General features: G+C 58.4%; 16 protein-coding genes. 3 read left to right on the top strand and 13 right to left on the bottom strand.

The genetic code is table 11. The annotated features are described in order from the left end of the window. Window positions 1–4: 4 nt before the first annotated feature. The 5 genes from BREU_RS11440 to BREU_RS02415 form a co-directional block, all read right to left on the bottom strand. Window positions 5–1,099 carry a glycosyltransferase family 4 protein gene (locus BREU_RS11440; protein ID WP_081886499.1) on the bottom strand — a complete coding sequence of 365 codons (1,095 nt, stop codon included), beginning with the start codon at window positions 1,097–1,099 and terminating at the stop codon, window positions 5–7. Window positions 1,100–1,167: 68 nt separating this feature from the next. Then, entirely contained in the window at window positions 1,168–1,968 is an 801-nt protein-coding gene (locus BREU_RS02395) for a hypothetical protein (protein ID WP_052381990.1), read from the bottom strand. Further along, window positions 1,965–3,581, bottom strand: a complete 1,617-nt coding sequence (pssE, locus tag BREU_RS11445) for a PssE/Cps14G family polysaccharide biosynthesis glycosyltransferase (RefSeq protein ID WP_081886500.1) — start codon at window positions 3,579–3,581, stop codon at window positions 1,965–1,967. The genes BREU_RS02395 and pssE overlap by 4 nt, the downstream gene beginning before the upstream one ends. Before the next feature lie 12 nt (window positions 3,582–3,593). Further along, complete coding sequence (gene pssD / locus BREU_RS02410) at window positions 3,594–4,064, bottom strand: PssD/Cps14F family polysaccharide biosynthesis glycosyltransferase (RefSeq protein WP_044090608.1); 471 nt, start codon at window positions 4,062–4,064, stop codon at window positions 3,594–3,596. Window positions 4,065–4,130: 66 nt separating this feature from the next. Then, the gene (locus BREU_RS02415) at window positions 4,131–5,369 is read right to left on the bottom strand and encodes a nucleotide sugar dehydrogenase (protein WP_169740242.1); all 1,239 of its coding nucleotides are present in this window, start codon (window positions 5,367–5,369) and stop codon (window positions 4,131–4,133) included. Window positions 5,370–6,115: 746 nt separating this feature from the next. Between BREU_RS02415 and BREU_RS11835 the strand changes: the two genes are divergently transcribed. Together BREU_RS11835 and BREU_RS02420 are read left to right on the top strand one after the other, a co-directional pair. Further along, on the top strand, window positions 6,116–6,403 hold the full coding sequence (locus tag BREU_RS11835; protein ID WP_156100213.1) for a hypothetical protein: 288 nt from the start codon (window positions 6,116–6,118) through the stop codon (window positions 6,401–6,403). An 84-nt stretch (window positions 6,404–6,487) separates the two neighbouring features. Continuing rightward, window positions 6,488–7,936 (top strand): ATP-binding protein, encoded by a 1,449-nt coding sequence (locus BREU_RS02420; RefSeq protein WP_044090694.1) that lies wholly within the window; start codon window positions 6,488–6,490, stop codon window positions 7,934–7,936. 170 nt (window positions 7,937–8,106) lie between these two features. Here the strand turns inward: BREU_RS02420 and BREU_RS02425 are convergent, their stop codons facing one another. Together BREU_RS02425 and BREU_RS02430 are read right to left on the bottom strand one after the other, a co-directional pair. Further along, the gene (locus BREU_RS02425; protein ID WP_052404683.1) at window positions 8,107–9,807 is read right to left on the bottom strand and encodes a DUF4012 domain-containing protein; all 1,701 of its coding nucleotides are present in this window, start codon (window positions 9,805–9,807) and stop codon (window positions 8,107–8,109) included. 328 nt (window positions 9,808–10,135) lie between these two features. Further along, window positions 10,136–11,608: a sugar transferase gene (locus tag BREU_RS02430; RefSeq protein WP_238566985.1), complete on the bottom strand. Its 1,473-nt coding sequence runs from the start codon at window positions 11,606–11,608 to the stop codon at window positions 10,136–10,138. Window positions 11,609–12,392: 784 nt separating this feature from the next. Here BREU_RS02430 and BREU_RS02435 point away from each other — a divergent pair. Beyond that, entirely contained in the window at window positions 12,393–14,198 is a 1,806-nt protein-coding gene (locus BREU_RS02435) for an MDR family MFS transporter (RefSeq protein ID WP_052381992.1), read from the top strand. Window positions 14,199–14,235: 37 nt separating this feature from the next. On the opposite strand, the gene BREU_RS02440 is transcribed toward BREU_RS02435, so the two are convergent. The 6 genes from BREU_RS02440 to BREU_RS02465 all read right to left on the bottom strand — a co-directional run bounded on the left by BREU_RS02440 (window position 14,236) and on the right by BREU_RS02465 (window position 21,619). Further along, window positions 14,236–14,607, bottom strand: a complete 372-nt coding sequence (locus tag BREU_RS02440; RefSeq protein WP_044089542.1) for a type II toxin-antitoxin system PemK/MazF family toxin — start codon at window positions 14,605–14,607, stop codon at window positions 14,236–14,238. Beyond that, window positions 14,604–14,855, bottom strand: coding sequence for an AbrB/MazE/SpoVT family DNA-binding domain-containing protein (locus BREU_RS02445; protein WP_044089544.1), 252 nt, complete (start codon window positions 14,853–14,855; stop codon window positions 14,604–14,606). The genes BREU_RS02440 and BREU_RS02445 overlap by 4 nt, the downstream gene beginning before the upstream one ends. Window positions 14,856–15,335: 480 nt before the next feature. Then, window positions 15,336–16,724 (bottom strand): MFS transporter, encoded by a 1,389-nt coding sequence (locus tag BREU_RS02450; protein ID WP_044089479.1) that lies wholly within the window; start codon window positions 16,722–16,724, stop codon window positions 15,336–15,338. A gap of 426 nt (window positions 16,725–17,150) precedes the next feature. Continuing rightward, window positions 17,151–18,269 carry a LacI family DNA-binding transcriptional regulator gene (locus BREU_RS02455; protein ID WP_044089480.1) on the bottom strand — a complete coding sequence of 373 codons (1,119 nt, stop codon included), beginning with the start codon at window positions 18,267–18,269 and terminating at the stop codon, window positions 17,151–17,153. A gap of 154 nt (window positions 18,270–18,423) precedes the next feature. Beyond that, window positions 18,424–20,079 (bottom strand): MFS transporter, encoded by a 1,656-nt coding sequence (locus BREU_RS02460; protein ID WP_044089482.1) that lies wholly within the window; start codon window positions 20,077–20,079, stop codon window positions 18,424–18,426. A 184-nt stretch (window positions 20,080–20,263) separates the two neighbouring features. Continuing rightward, window positions 20,264–21,619 carry an MFS transporter gene (locus BREU_RS02465; protein ID WP_081886503.1) on the bottom strand — a complete coding sequence of 452 codons (1,356 nt, stop codon included), beginning with the start codon at window positions 21,617–21,619 and terminating at the stop codon, window positions 20,264–20,266. Window positions 21,620–21,899 lie beyond the last annotated feature (280 nt).

Raw genomic sequence — 21,899 nt, forward strand, 5'->3', positions numbered from 1 at the left:
TGGCTTACCGTCCGACAGTGGTTCGATATACAGCTCTGAAGCCATCGACCATCGCATCAATGCTGAAATCGTCAAGGGCATGACGATATGCGGTTTCCACCATCGCTTGATTATCCGTGACCATGACATGATGAATCGCCGATGCCAATTGACCGCTGTCACCGGACTCAAATAGGACGCCATACGTATTGTCGCCGATGATTTCCTTGGGCCCATCGACCGCCGAGGCGATGACGGGGACTTTGGCCATCATCGCTTCGATGATAGAGATTCCGAACCCCTCGTAGCGTGACGGCAGCACAAACGCATCAGATTGGGCTAGCAAATGCGGAATATCATTGCGGTTCCCGAGAAACTCAACATCGCTGAGCTGGTGCTCACCGGCCCGATCGATGAGCTGCTGTCGGTATTCGGGGTGTTCGGCCGGGGCTGCGCCGACGAACAGACAACGATAGGTTTCCCCTCCCCGAGCCAATTCCGCCAAGGCATCAATGAGTATGTCCTGCCCCTTCTTCTCCGGCAACAGGCGTGCGACACAGATGATGGTCCGCGGCTCATTACCATCATGCCGTTCTTTATGAGGCCCGAATTTGCTGGGGTCAACACCATTGTGTACGACGGTGACACGGGATTCCGGGAATCCGGAATCGACGATGTTCTGATATACCGACTTGGATATGGCAGTGATATGCGAGACGAATAGCTTATGAAGCGCAATGTTTACGTGTGACAGCCGGTTATATATGTTCGTATCATGTACTGTATAGACGAACTTCCAACGCGGGTGCAGAAACTTTAACGGCAGTGAGAACAGCAGTACATTGTTGCTGTGGCAATGCACAACATCGGGGCGAAAACGTGACAGCAACGCATTGAGCTTCTTCAAATACGGCAATTTCCCACTGCCCTGTCGACGATGAAGGAACTCAATATTGACGTTACGATGCTTGCAAATCGAGTCAATAAGTGTCTGGTCGAAACTATCATTGACGATACACAAGAGAAGTTCATCTTGTATCGGCCAATAATTGAGGGCATCCACAAGCAAATGCTCTATGCCACCAGAATTAAAAGAGAAGACCAGATGAGCAACACGCATATTATCCCAATCATTTGGTAACGACACGAAAAGTAAAGAACGCTAATTTCACCATCAAATCGTATCCTCTATTTCATAGAGAGCACAGCATCGACAGCCTTTACAAAAAACTTAGGAAAATAAAGACTTACATCTCCGTGGTTCTCGTACTCCTGAACATCCTCGATAAGTATGTACCCTTTATTCCTCAAGATTACTATGAGATCTCTAATATGGTCTTTATACGTATGCTCGCGCTCTGAATAATGGATATATATAGTCTGCTCATGAGCAAATCGGTTTTCCTCGATGCGTCGCTTCAGATGATTATTAAGTGCCTCATAGACAGCCGGCAAATCATTAATATTCTCTGCAGCGATGCTTCGCAGCGTCACCATGCCGCCCGGCGCTTGCAAATAGGTTCCAAGCCAATACTGCGGCGCACCGGTGATGATCTCGGCACCGAGTCCATGCCCGGCATATTGCACACCGAAATTGAGCGCGGCCCAACCACCCTTTGAGGAACCACCGAAGCAGACCTTGCTGATCTCACGGCGCGCGATGAACTTGTCGATAAGCGCCTTAGTGGCCTTTTCCATCTCGAAATCGGGATACGCGCCGAGATAGTATCCGCCACGGTGGTCCTCGCCGAAATCATCAAGAATGAACAGCCTGTTGACCGGCACGTCCTTCAATGTGCGCATGTAATTGTATCGTGCGGGAATCCCCCGACGTGTGCAGGCGCTGAACACCACCAGCAACCTATCGGAGCCCTTGCATGGCTGGTACATGTATTTCAGCGTGGTGTTGCCGTACTTGAACCTGCGCTCCTGCACAGCCTGTTTCAGCAGGGTGGTGGCGAATTCGATGTACTTGGACAGCTTTTTCACTGGACCTCCTTCGCCGCCTGACGGTACAGATCCTTCATCCTGCGGAAGTAGTCCGCGTCGTTGAACTCGCGCTCGGCCAGTTCGCGTGAAGCAAGGGAGAACTGCTTGTACCGTGTCTTATCGTCGATGCCCGCCAACGCATCTGCCAACGCATCCACGTCGCCTGGCTTGATGAGATACCCGTTTTTACCGTCATGCACGGCGGAGGCGATGTCGCCAACATTCGTGGCAACCACCGGCATGCCGTAGCTGATGGCCTCCAGCACGGCGACGGGCAAGCCCTCGTTGTATGAAGGCAGCACCAGCGCCTGACTGTTCTCGAACAGCTCACGTTTCCTGTCTCCGGCGGTCCATCCGGCGAACTGCACGGCATTATCGAGCAACCCGAGCGACTTGGCCTTCTCCTTGAGCTCGTCCTCCTGGGCGCCGGTGCCGGCGATCACCACGCGCATGTCGCCCAGACGATCCGTTTCGCGCAGTTTCGCCACCGCGTCCAGCAGGTCGCTCACGCCCTTTCGCTGGATGAGCACACCCATGAACAGCACCTGGAACCGCTTGCCTTCGGCAGGCCATCGTACGGCCGCATCGGGGATATGCACCGTATTGCTCACCACCACGGTATTCGCGGCAGGCTCAATCGCCTTGATACGCTCGTTCCACTGCTCGCCCAGCACGACCACCGCCGAGGCCTCGCGCAGCATCGTGCGGATACGCTCCTGCTTCGCCGGCTTGCACGAGTCATACCACTTCTTGAATTCGGAGCCATGCATGTGGATCACGTCGGGAACGCCGTACTTGCGACACAGCTTGTGCACCTCGTACTTGCGCACGAAGCTGCCCTTGTACGACATATGGATGTGTACGACATCCGGTCGGGTCTGAGGATTCGCCAACAGCTTGCGGATCCGGCGCAGCGCCTTCTCGAAGAACAGAATCTTCTTCACCGGGTTCGCGGCGATGTACGTGGGGATGAACTTCATGCTCACGCCGTCCGCCGACCAATCGTGGTCGAGCAGCTGGCTGATCACGCTGGTGATGCCGCCCTTGACGGACGGATCATTACTCACCATGAGGACACGAATATTGCTCGCACCACTCTTGCTCTCCGACTGTCTGGCGGAAGTCTCCCCCATCACCTCCGAACGGATGAAACCGTCGATGGAGTCGATGATCGTCTTGGTGTTGGAGACGAACGGCTTGTATTCGGTGTGCTTCACCTCATCCAAGGCCTGAGCAAGCTGGGAGCAGTCATCGCATACGCAGATGATGTCCATCTGCTTGAACTCCTTGAGCAGCTGCAGCTGATGGTCGTCCACATGCTCACCGTACTTGGCGAGACGCGGCACCGCGATGACCTTCTTGCCCTTCTTCACCGCCCCGATGATCGCACCGGTACCGCCATGCGTGATGACGATGTCGGCCTTGCCCATATGTTCGGCGAACTCGTCACGATCAAGGAACTGCTTGAATTCGTAATGCTGCGGCTGATAGTCGCTGTAACCGCTCTGCGCGAACACCGGTTCCGTGATGGTGCCGTCCGCCACCAAATCATCGACGGCCTTCAGGAGCCGATCGAACTGGAATTTCTGCGAGCCCAAGGTAATGAAAATCATCAGTCGACCGCCTTAGTAGATGCTGCCCTTGTAGATGGCATTGGGGTACACGGACTTCATGCTCTCCCACTGCACATAGAACTGGTCGGCGAAACGGTACAGCAGACGACCGGACTCGGTGGCGGACGTCACCTTCGCGAACGATTCGATGTAGATCAGCTTTTTGCCGCACAGCTTCATCAGCAGGCACATCGGCAGCATGGCGAGTACACCGGTGCAGATGATCACATCCGGTCGCTCCTTGATGAAGATGCCAAGACAACGAAACGCGTTCAGCACCAGCTTGAGCAGCACCGTCTTTTCTTTACGATTGATCTGCTCTACATAGTAGGTCTTCTCGCCCTTGGCCTTCGCCTGATACTGCGTCTTTTCCGTCAACACGAAGCTGTCATACCGCTGCATCAGCGGCTTGAGCATCATCAGCTGCTCGTAATGGCCACCAGAGGAGGCCGCAAAACACAGTTTCGGTGATTGTCTACTCACGATAAACGATTCTCCAACCTGCTACAAGTCATAAGACGATAGGGGGATCTCAGCACGCGCCGGAGGTCAGTCCCGGCGGAACAGGTCGCGCGTGTACACCTTGTCTTTCACATCGTCGAGCACGCTGTTGTAGCGGTTGGCGAGGATGGCGTCGCTGCGGCGCTTGAACTCGTCGATGTCGTTGACCACTTCGGAACCGAAGAACGTGGAGCCGTTTTCGAGCGTCGGCTCGTAGATGATGACGGTGGCCCCCTTGGCCTTCACGCGCTTCATCACACCCTGGATGGCGGATTGGCGGAAGTTGTCCGAGTTGGACTTCATGGTCAGACGGTACACACCCACCGTCACCGACTTCTCGTCGGCCGCGTCGTACTCGTTGTTGTCGCTGTAGCCGTACCAGCCGGCCTTTCTGAGCACGCTGTCCGCGATGAAGTCCTTACGCGTGACATTCGAATCGACGATCGCCTGGATGAGGTTCTCCGGAACATCCTGATAGTTGGCAAGCAGCTGCTTGGTGTCCTTCGGCAGGCAGTAACCGCCGTAGCCAAAGCTCGGGTTGTTGTAGTGGGTGCCGATGCGCGGATCCAGACATACGCCATCGATGATCTCGCGGGTGTTGAGCCCCTTGGACTCCGCGTAGGTATCGAGCTCGTTGAAGTAGGAGACGCGCAGCGCGAGGTAGGTGTTGGCGAACAGCTTCACGGCCTCAGCCTCGGTGAAGCCCATCAGCAGCGTATGGATGTTCTCCTCGATGGCACCCTGCTGGAGCAGCTTGGCGAACGTCTTCGCGGCTTCCACAAGATGTTCATCCTCAGGATCGGTGCCCACCACGATACGGCTCGGGTACAGATTGTCGTACAGTGCCTTGGATTCACGGAGGAACTCGGGGCTGAAGATGATGTTCTTGGATCCGGTCTTTTCACGGATGGACTTCGTGTAGCCCACCGGAATCGTGGACTTGATGACCATGATGGCGTCCGGGTTGACCTTCATCACCAGATCGATAACAGCCTCGACGGCAGAAGTATCGAAGAAGTTCTTGGTGCTGTCATAGTTGGTGGGGGTCGCGATGATTACAAAATCGGCGTCGCGGTATGCGCTTTCGCCATCCAGCGTGGCAACGAGGTTCAGCTTCTTCTCGGCGAAGTACTTCTCGATGTAATCGTCCTGAATCGGGGACTTGCGGTTATTGATCATGTCGACCTTTGCCGGAACGATGTCCACGGCAGTGACCTGATGGTGTTGGGACAACAGCGTCGCCAAGCTCAGGCCCACATAGCCGGTACCAGCAACGGCAATCTTCAATGAATCAAAATCCTTCATCACAATATCCCCTTTCTAAATGGCTTGAATTCGGAGGAGTCTGCATTGCTGGGCAGGAATCTGCATAAAACGGGATGCCAGAACAAAAACCGACATAAGCGCCGTTATCGGCAAAACGTCTCTCTTCCACGGAACATCCTTACTCAAACCAACGTTTTCCACGCATTACACGCGCACAAAACCTGTCCTTTATCCGTTCATACTATACCGTCGGGGGTACTCTGTACCAACCAATTCTTCCTTATCGGAAATCAGTATGCGGAAGCTCTCCATACGGCATCAATGACCGCCAGTTTATCCGCGTCAAGTGAACGTCGAGTAAAAGCACACGGAAATCACGGCTTCAACTTTTGGACAGAACCTGCCCCAAAGGAGCATGAGACTGTATGACGCGCTTATCACTTAGGTAATCCAAGCGTCATACGGATATAAGCGGCACGCTCTCTGAGATACTCACGCAAATACGGAATCGCAAAATCCACCTTTCCGTACCCGCAATCCTCGATAACCTGCGTGGATTCTAAAAGAATCTAAAAGATTCTAAAAGAATCTAAAAGATTCTAAACCGAAGTGGCAGGACTGGAGGACTGGAGGACGAGTGAAGTATGTGAACACGCTATACCGGCACATAGAGTCGTGTTCTACGGCACAGATAGTGGCACACGATCATCAGCTTCATGTGAACCGCTACCCCTCAGTCGACTTCGTCGACGGCTCGTCCTGCAATTATGGACGTGCTGCGCACGCCAGCCAACTGGCTTGCCTGTCGTCTCGCACGCCATCCGCAAACAGCTCCGCTGTTTTTTCACGGCAACATCCCGACAATGGGAGCCAAGACCGACGAACCTCGATGTAACGGCTCCGACAGCTCCAAACTGCTGCATCAGAGCATGAGATTTCATTTGCCCGCCATTTGCTTTTCTTTTGACTCGACGGGCATCTTTACCGAGCTCGGCACGCAGAAATGGCGGAATTCCAACGAAATCTCATTTGCCTGCCATTTGATTCTCTTTTGATTTTAAAATCAAAAGAGGCTATTGTTTCTTAGGAGCCATTTAGGACTCTCGGATGTCGAACATCAATAGCCACAGGAGGCGAGCATGCCGGAAGATCTCATCACCCTCATTACCGCACTCGCCAACCAGGACAGCGAAAACGAATACCTCGAGTTCAAGCACGGGAACACCGACCCGAATCGGATCGGCCGCGATATCTCCGCATTGGCCAATTCAGCGGCCTTGCTGGGACACACATTCGCATACAAGATATGGGGCATTGATGACACCACCCATGAGCTTATCGGCACCGCATTCAATCCTAAAGTCGCCAAAGTAGGCAATCAGGAACTGGAGCTATGGCTTCGGCAACACTTATCCGACAATGCCGAGTTTCGTTTTGAATCCGTCGAAGCATTCGGCAAGCATCTCGTCCTCTTACGCATATGGCCGGCCCAATACCGCCCTGTGCTTTGGCAAGGGTTGTCCTATATTCGCACCGGATCCTCAACACAGGAGCTCAGGCATGGCTCGAAACGGGAAGAGGAGCTGTGGAGTCGCACGCGTGCTGAAGTATTTGAACTTCAATACGCGCTAAGCGGGCTCACCGACGATGAAGTGCTCGGCAAACTAGACACCGACTGGTACCGACAAGAGTTCGGCATTCCACAGACCACGCCCACCGAGCAGACTCTGCATCTGCTTGCGAGCGAACACTTTATCTCCATCCAGGATTCAGGCCGATACTCCATTACCAATCTTGGCGCGTTGCTTTTCGCCCGGAATCTCAACGATTTTCCGACCGTCTCCCGTAAAGCGTTGCGAGTCATCCGGTACGAAGGTTCTTCCCCCATCGCACCATCGCGCAGCAAGACATTTGATTTCGGATACGCCAAATTGGATCAGATGCTTGAATACATCGAAGCGTTGCTTCCCGAACAGGAAGTCATTCAGGGGGCGCGCCGAATCACCCTGCGCGCATTCCCCCATACGGCATTGCGCGAGCTGACCGCCAATATGCTCATCCATCAGGACCTCTCCATCACCGGAGCTGGCCCTATGGTGTGCATTTTCGACAATCGCATCGAATTCACTAATCCCGGACGCTCCTTAGTGGATGTCGCAAGACTGCTGAACGATCCCCCTCATTCACGCAATGAGAAAATGGCGGCCATATGCCGCCGCCTGCATCTGTGCGAAGAGGCCGGTTCGGGGTGGGACAAGGTGGTTCTCGACTGCGAGCAGCACCATCTCCCCGCCCCGGAAGTAGAGGAACCCGGAGACAACATGCGAGTGACCTTGACGCGGTCGACACCGTACCGCGAACTGACGCGCGAGCAACGCCTCGATGCCGCGTATTGGCATGCCTGCGTGCAATACGCGCAAAGATTGCCTATGACCAACACCAGTCTCCGAGAAAGATTCGCGCTCCCCCAAAGCGGCGCATCACAGATATCCCGACTTATCAAGGCCTGTTTGGATGAGAATCTGCTCAAAATCGCGGATCCCGATGCCGGAAAACGATATATACGTTATCTGCCGTATTGGGCATGACATTTCATTTGCCTGCCATTTGCTTTTCTTTTGACTCGATGGGCATCTTGGTGGAGCTCGGCACGCAGAAACGGCGGAATTCCAACGAAATCTCATTTGCCTGCCATTTGATTCTCTTTTGATTTTAAAATCAAAAGAGAATCTGGAGGCTCAATCTATAGTCACAGGACTCAGTCGGTGCGGCCTTCCACTTGCGGCGTCTGGTAGACGTCAAGAGGCGTCTTGACGCCGGGTGCGAGCTCCACATGAATGGTCGTCTCATAGGATTCGCCCGGGTTCAACACGAACTTCTTGACGCCCACAGTCAACGTGTTATGCATGGTGACACCGTCATAACTCTTGCCATCCGTGGACTTCCAGTCCACCAGACGACCGCCCGCCGGAGCGTATATGTACATTGCCGTATCAATCTGGCCGGCCTGCAAGCCATCCAGGAACGGCCCGACGATATACTTCGGCAACTGTCCCACCTCATCCTGCGTGAGCATGTTGGTGAGCTTCACATGCACCGTGTACTGATCGGCTCCATCAGGTGCCACCTTGTCGAACTTCACACTAACGCTGCGCTTCAAATACCAGTCCATCTTGGCTTGGGAAAGATCCGAGAAGAACACTCCGACCTCGGGGGTAGAGGCCTCGGTCTTCAGCGCACCGGAAATCGGCGTATTGAGCAGCAGCTTCTGCTCATTCTCATGCGCGCTCCACACCTTCATATGCCCCTGACCCACCGACGTGGTCACAGCCTTCAAAAACGCCTTGCCATCCTTGGCGTTTTGCATGATGTGCTGGAACGACAAACCGGCAGCCTGCGCAAAATATGCATCCTGCTCGTCCTCCGACTTGTCGATATACACCTGATTAAGCAGGTATTGAGCAGTGTTTGCACCATCCAGTGTCACACCGTCAGGCAGCGTCAATCCTCCGCTCACCTTAAGCATGTTCTGCAGAAACACCGGGTCGATGGCAATGACGCCATCCACATCCTGCCCGGAATGCGCTTTCCACATGGCCTTGGATATCTCACCAGTACGCGGGAAATCAGGCGTGAAGTTCGTATCCACAGCGACACGACCAAGCTTATCGGTGTACAACGTTCGCTCTTCAGCAGTAAGCGGCAGCACCGGATCGGTAAACCATGGGATCTTGCCACCGGAAACAAACGGCTGCAGTTCCACCTTGCCGTTGCTTACGGTCATCACACCCCATGAACCAGGCAAACCGCCACCCGGTCGAATCTCGGAATTGGTCTGCGCCAGAATCAGATACGTGCGCGCCGAACCATCACTGCCAAGCATCTTCGGCGCCACCTGCACCGCGACGTTCGCATCATGCACCATGCCCGATAAGGTATGCAGATAATTCTGCGCCTTCTCCATGGCCTCAGCCAATTGCCCGATATGAGGATCGGGGGCGCCAATCACATCCTTTTCGGCATCATCGATCACGTTATCGGCCGTCTGAAGCGACTCCGTATACTTGGTCAGGCCAGAGACATCGACAGTTCCGTCATTGACGGAGACATCACTCATATTCAGCGCTGCCGAAGCCTGCTTCAATGCAGGCATCGCCTGTGTAGAGATGTTCTCCATTGCGGTGACTGCAGTGCGCGCAGCAGTGATATCTGCACCATAATACGGAATACGGGCAGCCACACTCCAGAGCATAGAATTGGTCTGCTCATAGGCAGCGTTCGTATGCGCCGAGAATCGATTCATGGAGTCATTCAAAGCTGCCGTATCACCACTGGAAAGCGAATCCTGCATATTCGAGGCCACCGCCACAGCCTGCTCGACTTCGCTTTTGACCTTCATGGCGGACCATCCGAACCATGCCGCAATTGCAGCGAAGAACAGCAGCAAGACGCCCAGCACAATCAATGCCCGCCGAATTCGACGGCGACGCCGTATCCGTCGAATATGACGTGCACTCATACGGCGACGCCGGCGGTGATGCTGCTCCCCTCCCGGCTCCTCCACCGGAGGCTTCGGGGGTTCCTGGCTCGCCGCGGAATCATCGGACGCTTCATATAATGAAGGCTGTTCGATTCATAGTCTGGTTTACCCGAATCCTCAGGTGCTGCTGCCATATCTGTATCCCCCCGCCCCGTCACACATCATTGCGTCATATACAAGCTGTCATATTAGCGTAATCGGCAACAATGACGATATGAGCCATCTGAACTGCAGACAGCGGCAATCATCAGTAAGCGCCCTTGTGGCTGAGCACGGCACCCACTGTGCGGAACATCAGCACGAAATCACCCAGTACCGACCAATTCTGAACATAAGCCACATCCAGGGCCTCGCTCTCCTCTGCGGACAGATCGGAGCGGCCGGACACCTGCCACGGGCCGGTGATGCCTGGCTTGACCAGCATGCGGGTGGCGTACAGCTTGTTATACCGGGCATATTCCTCAGGTAGCGGCGGGCGCGGGCCCACCACGGACATATCACCTATGAACACGTTAAGAAACTGCGGCAACTCGTCGATGGAGAAGCGGCGGATAAAATGACCGACCTTGGTGATACGCGGATCGTTCTTCATCTTGAAGATGAAACGATCGGTCTGGCCAGTCTCCTCGGCGAGCTTCTTCTTCAGTTCGTCGGCATTGACCACCATCGAACGGAACTTGAGCATCTCGAACGGCTTGCCACGCAATCCAATGCGCTTCTGCTTGTAAAACACCGGACCGCCATCGGTGGCCTTGATCGCGATGGCCACCGGGATTGTGAGAATCAGCGAGCAGATGATAGCCAGCGTGGAGATAACCAAATCGAGCGCACGCTTGATCAGACGGTTGCTCGGGGAATACTGCGCCAAGCGCTGTGTGATGATGGTGGTGCCCTGGATCGAACGCACCTGCAACTCATGGTTGGAGGTGTCTGCGGCAGAGGCCACCATGGCGATCTCCAAGCCATATGATTCCATGCGCACGGAGAAGATGTTGAAGTTGTCGGAATACCGGCGAATCTCATCGGTGACCATCACCGTCTGGGCATCCATGCCGGCGATGCTCTCCGCCAAGCCATGATCGTCATACTCCAGCACAGGCAGCGACGAACCCCAGTTCATGCAGATATCGCGTTGCATGTCTTCGATATCGTGATCCGGCTCGATTAGATCGGTCTCGGGGTTGAGACGAATCGGGCAAACCGCCACCGGACGGTAGTTCAGCTGCTCACGACGGCTCAGGAACTTCAGCGTACGGCCGATGCCCTCAGGAGAGCCCACCAGCACCGTGCCATACGCATACTCACCCTTGCTGCGGCTGCGTGTGATGAACAGTCGGGTGAAGATGCGCTCGACCGTGGTCAACGCCCATCCGGCGATGACCATCAGGCACAACGATGTGAGCGTCAGATCGAAGTTGAAGAAGAAGTTGAACGCGCACTGGATGACCCAGCATGTCAGCATGCCCTTGAACAGCAGCGCATTGAGCTGATAGCCGTCACCCATCACATGACGGTGGTACACGCCTACCGCATGCAACGACCACACCCAGAACAACGCGGTGATGACCAGATACAGGGTCGCATTCATCGTGAAATCGAAACGGGGAGTGAAGAATGGCTGTGCCTCGTCTCGAATATTGAGCACAGTGGCACCGGCGATGACGAACATCGCAGCATCGATGAACATCAATGCCAGATTTACGAAGAACCGCCAGTACATTACGTGCGAAAGCTGGGACTGGCCGTTGACCGACTGCACCGGCTCCTGAGACTGCTGAGCAGGATTCTGAGCCGCCTGCGTTTGCGAGGCATCCTGCTGCTGCGCGCGCCCTCGGCCATCCTCCCACTGTGACGAACTATCCAACGATGCCATTACCGACATTCCTCTTTACTACTCGCTCTCTCTGCCGTTCAAGCCCCGCCGGATGCCGCAATCACGGTATTCCCGATGTCAGTTCCTGCCGTATTGGACAGCATCGGATGCGATACCACATGCTGCCACGGAATCCTCGCCCCCCCCCGCATTGTTTGCATTGCAGGGCGGGTATCGCACTGGACGCTTACACGGATCTATGGGCATTAGGTCTCGGGGCCGGCTTTTCGGTGGGTCGAACCTATTTCCGTATCTTACAAGGGTGGGGACACAAATTACATGGGGCATTGTTACGGACAGTGGAATCGTATGTGTGATCAGATGAACATGCTCACGGATTCGGTAATAGCAACGTTGTACCGATATCCGCATTATGGACATGCGTGACGGGAGAATAGCGGCTGCAAACGGCATACGGGTAGAGGCGGATTCCGCATGGCACTGGAATGGAACTGGCTGAGGCTGTTTGGTGAAGGCCAATCTGCAGTCGGCCTAGAAGATGTGGACGGATCAGCCACGCGAGAACAGACCACCCTGCGGCGTAGGGTGTACGCGTGCTTTCTTGAGGATATCCGGTCAGGCATAGGAGCGATGACTGTTCACACCGGCCGGATCCGGAAGTGGGGTGTGTGTGGTCAAGGGACATGGAACCGGGAATCAGAACACTGGGAATCTCGCCATTCGGAATCGTACCGACGAACTGCGGAGCGCGCTGAGTCAGGATGAAGCGTTCGCGGATGGCAAGCTGAGCCGGGCGGCGTTCATCTCTCTCGCCATACTTACGTTCATCACGTTCGTCGGCAACTTCGCGCAGCTGCAGCTGAGCTCCGCACTGCCGGTCATCGTCTCCGAATTCGGCATCTCCGTGACTACCGGTCAGTGGCTCACCTCCGTGTTCCAGCTGGTCATGGGCGTCATGGTGCCGCTCACGGCGTTCCTGACCCGTCGGTTCTCCACGCGCCAGATCGTGATCACGTCCATGGCCGTGTTCACATTGGGCTCGGTTCTGGCATGGCTGGCGCCGAATTTCGTACTGGTGCTGGGCGGGCGCGTACTGCAGGCGGCAGGCACGGGCGTGATGTGGCCGGTGCTGCAGATCACCGTGTTCTCCATCTATCCGTTGTCACGGCGCGGTTTCGCGATGGGCACCGTCGGCATGGCCATGAGCGTGGCACCAGCCATCGGACCGGTGCTGGGCGGCTGGCAGACCGACGCCACCGGATGGCGCTCCATCTTCCTGACGCTGAGCATCATCGGCGTCGGCTCCCTGGCGGCGGCCGTGTTCGGACTGCATAACTTCGGCGCGCATGACCCTTCGGCGCGCGCGGACTTCTTCTCCGTGTCGCTGTCCGTCATCGGATTCGGCGGGCTGATGTTCGGCTTCACCAACTCCGAAGCCTACGGGTTCGGGGCGCCGGTGGTGTGGGTGCCGATGGTCGTCGGACTGGTGGGCATCGTGTGGTTCGTGGCCCGCAATCTGCGGCATGGGCGGCGGTATAGCGAGGCGAAGGCGGCGGCTGCGGCTGAAGCGGCCGCTAATGGTGCTGCGGGCGCCGACGCGGAGCCTGCGGACAGCCGTACCGCTAATTCCAGTGGTATCACCAGCAACAGTCATGCAGCCGTCTCCGGCACAATCACCGGAACCGCACAAGCCAACGGTGTTGTTGCTGCCGGCAAGGGCACCGGCAGCAACAACACCGGTGCCGCTGGCAAGGGCACCGCGCTCCCCCAGCCGCCGCTGCTCGACCTGCGCGTGCTGAAGAATCGGTCGTTCACCGTCGGCACCATCACCGCGTCGCTGGCGTTCTTCGCCTTCAGCTCGATTCTGGTCATCATGCCGCTCTACATCCAGACCGACCGAGGATTCTCGGCCACCATGAGCGGACTCATTATGCTCCCCGGCGCCATCGGGCAATGCGTATCCCAGTTCTTCGGCGGACGCGCAATGGACCGGTTCGGCGCACGGCCGGTCGCCCTGTTCGGCTCAAGCGTTTTGACGCTGGGCACCATCGGCATGTCGCTGATCTCGATGGACACGTGGATCTGGTGGGTGTCGATCTGCCAGTTCGTGCGTCAGATTGGCATGGGCTTCCTGCTGATGCCGATCACCACATGGTCATTGAACTGCCTGAACGGGCCGGACGAGGTGTCCGCAGGGTCATCGGTCACAAACACGGTGCGCCAGATCGCCGGCGCGGTGGGCGCACCGGTGCTAGTGATTCTCATGGAGGTGCTCGCATCCTGGCGCGCTGCTGGCGGGGCTTCTGATGTCGCCGCGTCGATTTTCGGCATCCAGTGGGTGCTGCGCGTTTCCGCGCTGATCTGCTTCGTCATGGTGCTGATGGTGGCGTTCGGCGTGCGCGGGGACGGGGCAGGCCACATGCGCAACGCCGTGTCGCTGAGCGCGTTGCGCCGTCGCCGGAGCCTTCATCGTTGAGCGTGCGGCTTGTTTTCAGAGCTAGTGGTCCGTCTCGCTAGATGAGTCGTTCGATGCGCATGGTCGGTTGCATGAGGCCACTGAGCAACGTCTCCGTGATCCTGTCGAGCGTTTGCTCGTCCACATCGCCGACACGGACCGCGTGCCGCGCGTCCAGATCAAGGCACTTCGCCTGTTCGATCTCGGCCCACCCATGTATCTCGGAACCATCTTCGGTGGGAATGACGCCGATATTGACGTGAAGCGGATACTCACGGTCGCTGGTGACCGGCACGGTCATGGGCATGTTGTTGAACCGGTTGTAATAGTCGTTGCTCACCACGACCAGCGGACGACGCTTGTTCTGCTCGTGACCGGCTGACGGGTCAAGGTCGGCCCAGACGATATCCCCGTATCTCCAGTCGCTCACATCCGCTCCCGTCCTGCCGCCGCCGCGAATCCGTCCTCGGTCGGCTGGGGGCCGTCGTATCCGTCGAACAGTTTCGCGTAATCCATGATTCCGATGAACCGTTTGCGGGCGGGCGTGACCAGCAATCCGCCCTGTTCGACGCGGACCTCCAGCTCGTCTCCCACGTGCAGACCGGCCTGCGAAATCAGTTCTTTGGACAATCGGATGCCCTGCCCGTTGCCCCATCGTGTCAGCGTGGTCGTGGCCATGTCAACCTCCCAGCATAAGTGTATACTAAGTATACACTTGATTCGTTTGAAAAAAAACAACTGCATCTCGCGTCTCTCCCCCAGTCAGCTTCGCTGACAGCCCCCTCGTCAGAGGGGGCCTGCAAGCATGGACGCGCTCTGCGCGCAGTTTGCTGGCTCGCCTGTCGGCTCGCACATTGCCTACAAACAGCTCCGCTGTTCGCTTCACGGCAACGGTCCATCAGAGGGGGCCGGTGCGGCCAACAGTTGGCTCCCCTTGTCAGGGGAGCTGTCGGCGTAGCCGACTGAGGGGTAGTCGTCAGAGGGATAGTCGCCCTAATTTGGTCTCTCCCCCAGTCAGCTCCGCTGACAGCCCCCTCGTCAGAGGGGGCCAGAAGAGGCACAAACAGCTCCACTGTTTGCCTCACGGCAACGTCCCGTCAGAGGGGGCCAGAAGAGGGACGTCAGTCCCGCAGCAGGGCCGGAAACCAGCCGTGGATTTCACTTGGTGAAATCCACGTCCTTGGTTTCCTTGCACGTCAGCACGGAGACCAGGCAGCACACGGCCATCACACCGAGGTAGAGGCCCACGGAGTGGACGCCCCAGTTGTGGGACAGCCAGGTGGCGATGGTCGGCACGAAGGCGGCACCCACGATGGCGGCCAGGTTGTAGCCGATGCCGGAGCCGGAGTAGCGCACGTTGGCGTCGAACAGCTCAGGCAGGAAGGCACCGATCGGGCCGAAGGCGATGCCCATCAGCGCGAAGCCAATGCACAGGAAGGCCATGTTGGCGGCGAAGTTCTTCTGGCCCACGAGCTGACCGTCCAGCAGGAACGGGAAGAGCAGAGCGAAGACCACGAGCGCGCAGGAGGAGAAAGTGAGCACGCGACGGCGGCCGAGCTTATCCGCGTACAGGCAGGAGAGCACGATGAACAGGGCGAACACGCAGATGGAGATCATGAGCATGAGCAGGTACTCCTGGTTGGTGAAGCCCAGGTTGCCGCCGCCGTTCTCGGTGTCCTTGGTGCCCCATGCGAGGGACCAGGTGGCGAGCGTGTAGAACAGCGTGTAGGTCACGGCCACAAGGAAGGTGGCCTGCAGCACCTGACGCCAGGACTTGCGGAACACTTCGGTCAGCGGGGACTTGACGACCTTCTTCTGGGCCTGTGCCATACGGAAGACCGGGGTCTCCTCCATGTGCACGCGGACGACGAGTCCGACGATCACCAGCACTGCGGAGAGCAGGAACGGTACACGCCAGCCCCAGGAAAGCATCGCAGCCTGGTCGTTGAAGGATTCAAGGACGAAGTAGGTGCCGTTGGACAGGAAGAAGCCGATCGGGGCGCCCAGCTCCGGGAAGGAGCCGTAGAGCGCACGCTTGTCTTCAGGCGCGTTCTCGGTGGCCACCAGAGCGGCGCCGGACCATTCGCCGCCCAAACCGATGCCCTGGATGAAGCGCAGGAGGCACAGGACGGCGACGGCGAACACGCCGGCCTGCTCATAGGTGGGCAGGCAGCCGATGAGGAAGGTGCCCACACCCATGGTCATAAGGCTGACGACCAGCGTGGTCTTGCGGCCCATGCGGTCGCCGAAGTGGCCGAACACCAGCGAGCCCAGCGGACGGGCGATGAACGCGATGGCGAAGGTCAAGAGGCTCATCAGCAGGGCGACGGTCGGGTTGTCCTTCGCCGAGAAGAAGATGTGCGGGAAGTAGTTCGCCGCGGCTGTGCCGTAGGCGTAGAAGTCATAGAATTCGATGGCGGTGCCGACCATGGATGCGGCGATTACGGTCTTGACCGAATCGCGAACCATGGCAGCGGCCTTGCCAGCCGCCTCGCTTGCCGCACCGGCGGTCTGTTCCAGACCGGTCTCTTCGAGAGCTGCAGTCATTATTGCTCCTGTTGGTTCTCACCCTGCATCATCACAAACCTCGCGAGGGTGAAGGTGTTTCACGTTGCTGTATTGGGTTGTTGCTGTTATCGTCCGCTGGAGTTCCGTTTCGCGGGGATTGTCGTAAGCCTTGTGAGCGCAACAAAAAGGCCCCGCACATCGCAGGGCCATCACCGATTGTGTCGGTATCCTCAGCCCTGCCTTCGTTGACGGGGCTTCAAGCATCATGCCGAATTAGTCCGCCAGCGAAGACGGGATAATAATTCGTGCGGATACAAACGCAGAAGCATTGAATCCAGTCATCGCGTGGCCTCCTTTCGGTGTTACTCGGGTTCGTTCGACCCGAACTGAAACTAGAAGATAGGTTCGTCAGCCCCATCAATCCAGCAGGGGTTCACATAATGAACATCCCATTATGAACATCGGCTACCGGGTGGTTTCGCCGGGGATGAAGGTCACGGGGATGACCACGCCCGGTTCCGCAGATCGGTTCGCCGGCTCGGCTTTGCCGGCTTGGTCGGCGGCATCGACGGAAGTGGCAGCATCGGCGACCACCGAGGAATCCGCCGAGGAATCCGCCGACTCCCCGCGCCGCTCCCGCTTGGATGTATCGAAAGCCTCGATCTGCTGGTCCATCTGTTCGGCGAGCGCCGCGGCGATGGCCGGGAAATCCTGACGGACGACGGTGAGTTTCTTGCCGGCGAGATCGGCGGCAAGCGTGCCGTCATAGGCGATGATCTGCAAATCGCCGGGTACTGCGATGCCTCTGCGACCGGCTTCCTGCAATGCCACGGATGCCACCACATCGGAGCCGATGATGGCGTCCACATCCGGATAGCGCTCAAAGATCGCGGTTGCAGTGGCTTCATGGGCCACGACGTCGGTGACGGATCCCGCCTCCACATAATCGCAGGCGATGCCGGCCCCCGCCAGCATATGCTCCACGGTGAGGTGATAGCGGACCGTGGGGAACGTCATGCTCTGCGTGAATTGGGAGCGCGGGCCACCGACGAGCACTGCGTGACGCACGCCGGAATCGATCAGCTGTCGCGCGATCATACGGCCGCCGGCCTCATGGTCGGAGTGGACGGCGGGTATGCCGGTACCGAGAATGCGATCGAACGCTACGATCGGCCTGCGGATGGACGTCCAGTAATCCGGCTGGTGTTCGGTGTGTGCGGCCATGATGATGCCGTCCATCATGTGCCGTTGCAGCATGTTCACGTATTCGCTCTCGCCGGTGGCGACATCGGCGGTGGAGCAGAGCATCGTCTTCAATCCCCGCTTGGCGAGCTCGCGCTGCATATGCGCGGTGAGTGTGGCGAAGAACGGATGGAGGATGGTCGGCACGATGATGCCGATGGTATTGGTGCGATTGCGGTACAGGTTGCGCGCCAGCTCATTGGGAATGTAGTTGAGCTGATGCATGGCCGCCTCGACCCTGGCACGCATGTCATCCGACACGTATCCCGCGTTGTTGACCACCAGCGACACCGTACTGACGGACACCCCCGCCTGCTTGGCTACGTCGCGCATACCTACCATTGTTCGCCTCCATCGGTTCATTCATCGCCCTGCGCATCGCGTCAATCACCCTACGATACGCAAGCGGGGGCGTGCATCTGCTGCACACCCCCGCATTGTTCGCACTGAAACACCAGTGTACTCGAACCGGTTTTACGATTATGGATTATTCGGATTATTCCTTGTCCCCGGCTCCCCGCAACGTCACGATGCCGGCCAACAGCACCATCACGATAGCCGAGGGGAACAGCAGGTAGTAACCGAAGGAATGCGAGAACGCATTGACCAGAATGGCGCCGATGATGGCCGCGAGCGCCAATCCCGCGGAATTGGCGAGCGCGTAGACGCCGAGGTCGCGCCCGGCAGTGCGCGGGTCGGGTAGCGAATCCATCACCATTTCGAGGCCGAGCGCATCGTACAGGCCGAACGCGAAGCCGGAGATCAGCGCGAACAGCAGCATGCCATTCTCGCGCGCGGCACCGGTGGACCATGCGCCAAGACCCCACGCCAACGCCAAGCCGACCGCATACGTCAGGCATGCGGCGGCCACCACCACGGGCGTGGCGATGCCACGCGACTCAATCGCCTCGGAAATCGGCGCCGCCGACCAGGAGGCGAGCGCGGCACCGATCAGCGTGGCTACCGCCATGCCGGCGATCAGGAAGCCTGCGGGAATGGTCAGCGGCGCGGACGTGAACAGCACCGGCTTGCCGTACACCCAGAAGCGCACCAGATACCACAGGAACACACTGGTCAGTCCCACGCCGGCCATCATGCAGGTGCGGGCCGTGAACGCCAAGGCGAAGGCGGGGGATCCAGCCGGCGGACGCAGCTGGTCAAGGACTTCACCGCTGCTGAATCGCCTGCGCGGCATCTCCTCGCTGGAGGGTTCGCGCGGCAGAATCAGCGCCGCGGCGATGCCGGAAATCGCAAACACCCAGGCAATCGCCTTGAACGGCGCGGACGAACCGAACATCACACCGAATGCGCCGACCAGCACGCCCAGCGTCTGCGCCAGCATCACCCCGATGCCATGCCACCGTTCGATGCGCGGACGGAACTTGTCCGGCACACGTTCGCTGATGGCGGCGGCCAGCGGCGCGGACAGCATCGCGTAGGCGAACTGCATCATCGCCCAGAAGAAGCACAGTACCACCATGCTGGTGTCCTGTCCCAGAATCAGCGTGATCAGCGCGCACAGCAATCCGCCGGCCACCATCCACGGCGTGCGGAGGCCAAGCGGGGTGCGCGTGCGATCGGACAGCGCGGAGACCAGCGGCGTGAACAGGGCGGCGGCCACCACACCGACAATCACCAGCACCGCCAACGGCATGGCCAGTTCGGTGGCCACAGGGAAGGGGCGTCCGGTGGCGGGGTTGATGACGACCTCCAGCATGGCGGTGTCGTAGTGGAAGAGCCGGGCCACCGCATTGGGCATGGCGATGGTGTTGAGCGCCACCCATGGGGCGCCGACCAGCATCGAGGCCGCGAAAAAGCCCCAGTTGAGTCGACTGACCTCGCGTGCGCTCGGCTTTTCGCCGTTGGCTGCGACTACGGGGTCGCGCATGTCGAGATACGCGGATGCCATGTCGGGCGCGGGGGCGTCCACGCTGGCCGCTGCGGCTGCGGCGGCCGCCGACGAGGCCACGGAAGCGGGTGCGGCCGTCACCAAGCGCACGGCCTGCGTCTCCGGCTGGTCGGCGGAGGCTTCAGGCGGGCGACGATTGCCTTTGATGGCCAGTCGCGCCACCGCCGCCTTGTCTTCGGGGCTGAGGGCCTTGTCCAAGTCCGGGCGATCGTCGATCCCCGGACGCACATATGGGTTCAGCATGGCTTGTTCCTTCTTCTGCTCGTGTTCCAGCTCGTGTTTCAGCTCAGCCCGCCCGCGGTATCATCCGCGGTATCGTCCAAATGTTCCTGCGACGCGGGCCTCCAACGAAAAACCGCCCGCACGCACTGGCTTCAGTGCACTGCGGACGGTTTGCTTTCCATGAACCTAGTGTACGCCGGGAGCGCTACTTGACTCCCTTGATCTGCATGATGAGGAATGCCGCGATCAGCACCACCACGATGCACACGGGGAACACCAGGCCGTAGTTGCCGCCGGTGGCCATGACCACGCCGGAGGTCAGCATGGAGCCGAGCACGGTGGACAGGGTGTTGGCCATGTTGAGCACACCCAGATCCTTGCCGGCTTCCTTCGGGTTCGGCAGGATGGAGACGTTCAGCGCCTGGTCGATGGCGTTGTAGACGCCGTAGCCGAAGCCGGCGATGGCGGCGAACAGGTACATACCCCAAGCGTTGTGGAAGATCCACGGCATCGCGGCGCCGATGGCGAATAGCACGCTGGCGAGCGCGACCGGGACCTTGCGCATGCCGAGACGGTCGGAGATCGGGCCGGAGACCAGGGCGGCGATCAGGGAGACGACCATCGTGATTACGGACATCGTGGCGATCACGCCGGCGGCGGCGGTCTTGAGCTGCTCGGCGTCGTACCCGGAGTCGGAGAAGGTGTAGTACTTGACCACGTACAGCAGGTAGCCGTTGATCATCTGGTAGCCGGCCACCATCATCAGACGGCCGAAGAGGGCGAAGTAGAAGTTGCGGGCGCCCTTGCCGTGCGGCGGGATGAACGACTTGAGCACCATCTTCACGCTGATCGGCTCGCGCTCCTCGTCGACATTGGAGGGTTCGCGCGGCCAGATGCCGACCACGATGATGCCGACCAGTGCGAAGCCGAGGGCACCCAGCGCGAAACCGAGGTCGATGTTGCTGATGAGCAGGGAGCCGACCAGGGAGCCTGCGGTCTGGCCGAGCACGCCACCTGCGCCCATGAAGGAAGAGACCGAGCCACGGAACTTGTCCGGCACGCGGTCGGACAGGGTGGCGACGAACGGGGCGTTCATCCAGTTGTAGAACAGCTGCATGCCGCACCACAGCAGCAGGATGAGCGGCAGCGACTTGGTGACCAGCAGGCCCGCCACACAAGCGCCGCAGAGGATGCCGCCGCTGATGATCCACAGCGTGCGCTTGCCCCACTTGGAGCGGGTGATGTCGGAGAACGTGCCGAAGATGATGTTGGCGAACAGCGCCACCACCGAGCCGACCGAGTTGATGCTGGCGATGAACGCCTCACGCTGCCCCGGAGCGATCTGGTCGACGAGCTGGGGCACCAGGATAGACGACAGCGACACCCAGACGATGCCGGTGATGATCAGGCTGACGGTGAAGCCCGCGCCCAGACGGAACACGTCCAGGACTGACGGGCGGCGGCCGTAGCTGTCGAGCAGCGGGTCGTTTTGGGGCGACGGGGCGACTGCGGTGGCCTCGGTGGCGGCTGCTTCGTCTGCCTCTTCGATTCTTGTTTCCATGGCTTTCTTCCCTGTGCTGGTAGGTGGAGACTGTGTTGTGTTATGACGTATGCGTTGCGTTTGCCGCACGACGCGACTGCCTGGCAATACAGCCACTGAGCGTCTGTGGTCAGTTCCAGCTCTCATCTGGTTCTGTTCTCGACGCTTGGCGCGTGCATTGCTGCTCGCCCATAATTACGATGTGCGGTTTGGCTCTCAGGCATCGGCAAGATCGGCGCGAACGGCGGCGTTCCGAGCGAGGACTGGCGATATCTCACTGAAAACAACTTCTGCGTTGACT

It is taken from the genome of Bifidobacterium reuteri DSM 23975, assembly GCF_000741695.1.
Classification (GTDB): domain Bacteria; phylum Actinomycetota; class Actinomycetes; order Actinomycetales; family Bifidobacteriaceae; genus Bifidobacterium; species Bifidobacterium reuteri.

What these genes read in the sequence shown, in the direction of transcription:
- pssE (WP_081886500.1), bottom strand. Translation starts at nt 3,581, where the DNA reads ATGATTTTCATTACCTTGGGCTCGCAGAAATTCCAGTTCGATCGGCTC.
- BREU_RS02465 (WP_081886503.1), bottom strand. Translation starts at nt 21,619, where the DNA reads ATGGAAACAAGAATCGAAGAGGCAGACGAAGCAGCCGCCACCGAGGCC.
- BREU_RS02420 (WP_044090694.1), top strand. Translation starts at nt 6,488, where the DNA reads ATGCCGGAAGATCTCATCACCCTCATTACCGCACTCGCCAACCAGGAC.
- BREU_RS11440 (WP_081886499.1), bottom strand. Translation starts at nt 1,099, where the DNA reads ATGCGTGTTGCTCATCTGGTCTTCTCTTTTAATTCTGGTGGCATAGAG.
- BREU_RS02450 (WP_044089479.1), bottom strand. Translation starts at nt 16,724, where the DNA reads ATGACTGCAGCTCTCGAAGAGACCGGTCTGGAACAGACCGCCGGTGCG.
- BREU_RS02430 (WP_238566985.1), bottom strand. Translation starts at nt 11,608, where the DNA reads ATGTACTGGCGGTTCTTCGTAAATCTGGCATTGATGTTCATCGATGCT.
- BREU_RS02460 (WP_044089482.1), bottom strand. Translation starts at nt 20,079, where the DNA reads ATGCTGAACCCATATGTGCGTCCGGGGATCGACGATCGCCCGGACTTG.
- BREU_RS02455 (WP_044089480.1), bottom strand. Translation starts at nt 18,269, where the DNA reads ATGGTAGGTATGCGCGACGTAGCCAAGCAGGCGGGGGTGTCCGTCAGT.
- BREU_RS02445 (WP_044089544.1), bottom strand. Translation starts at nt 14,855, where the DNA reads ATGGCCACGACCACGCTGACACGATGGGGCAACGGGCAGGGCATCCGA.
- BREU_RS11835 (WP_156100213.1), top strand. Translation starts at nt 6,116, where the DNA reads ATGGACGTGCTGCGCACGCCAGCCAACTGGCTTGCCTGTCGTCTCGCA.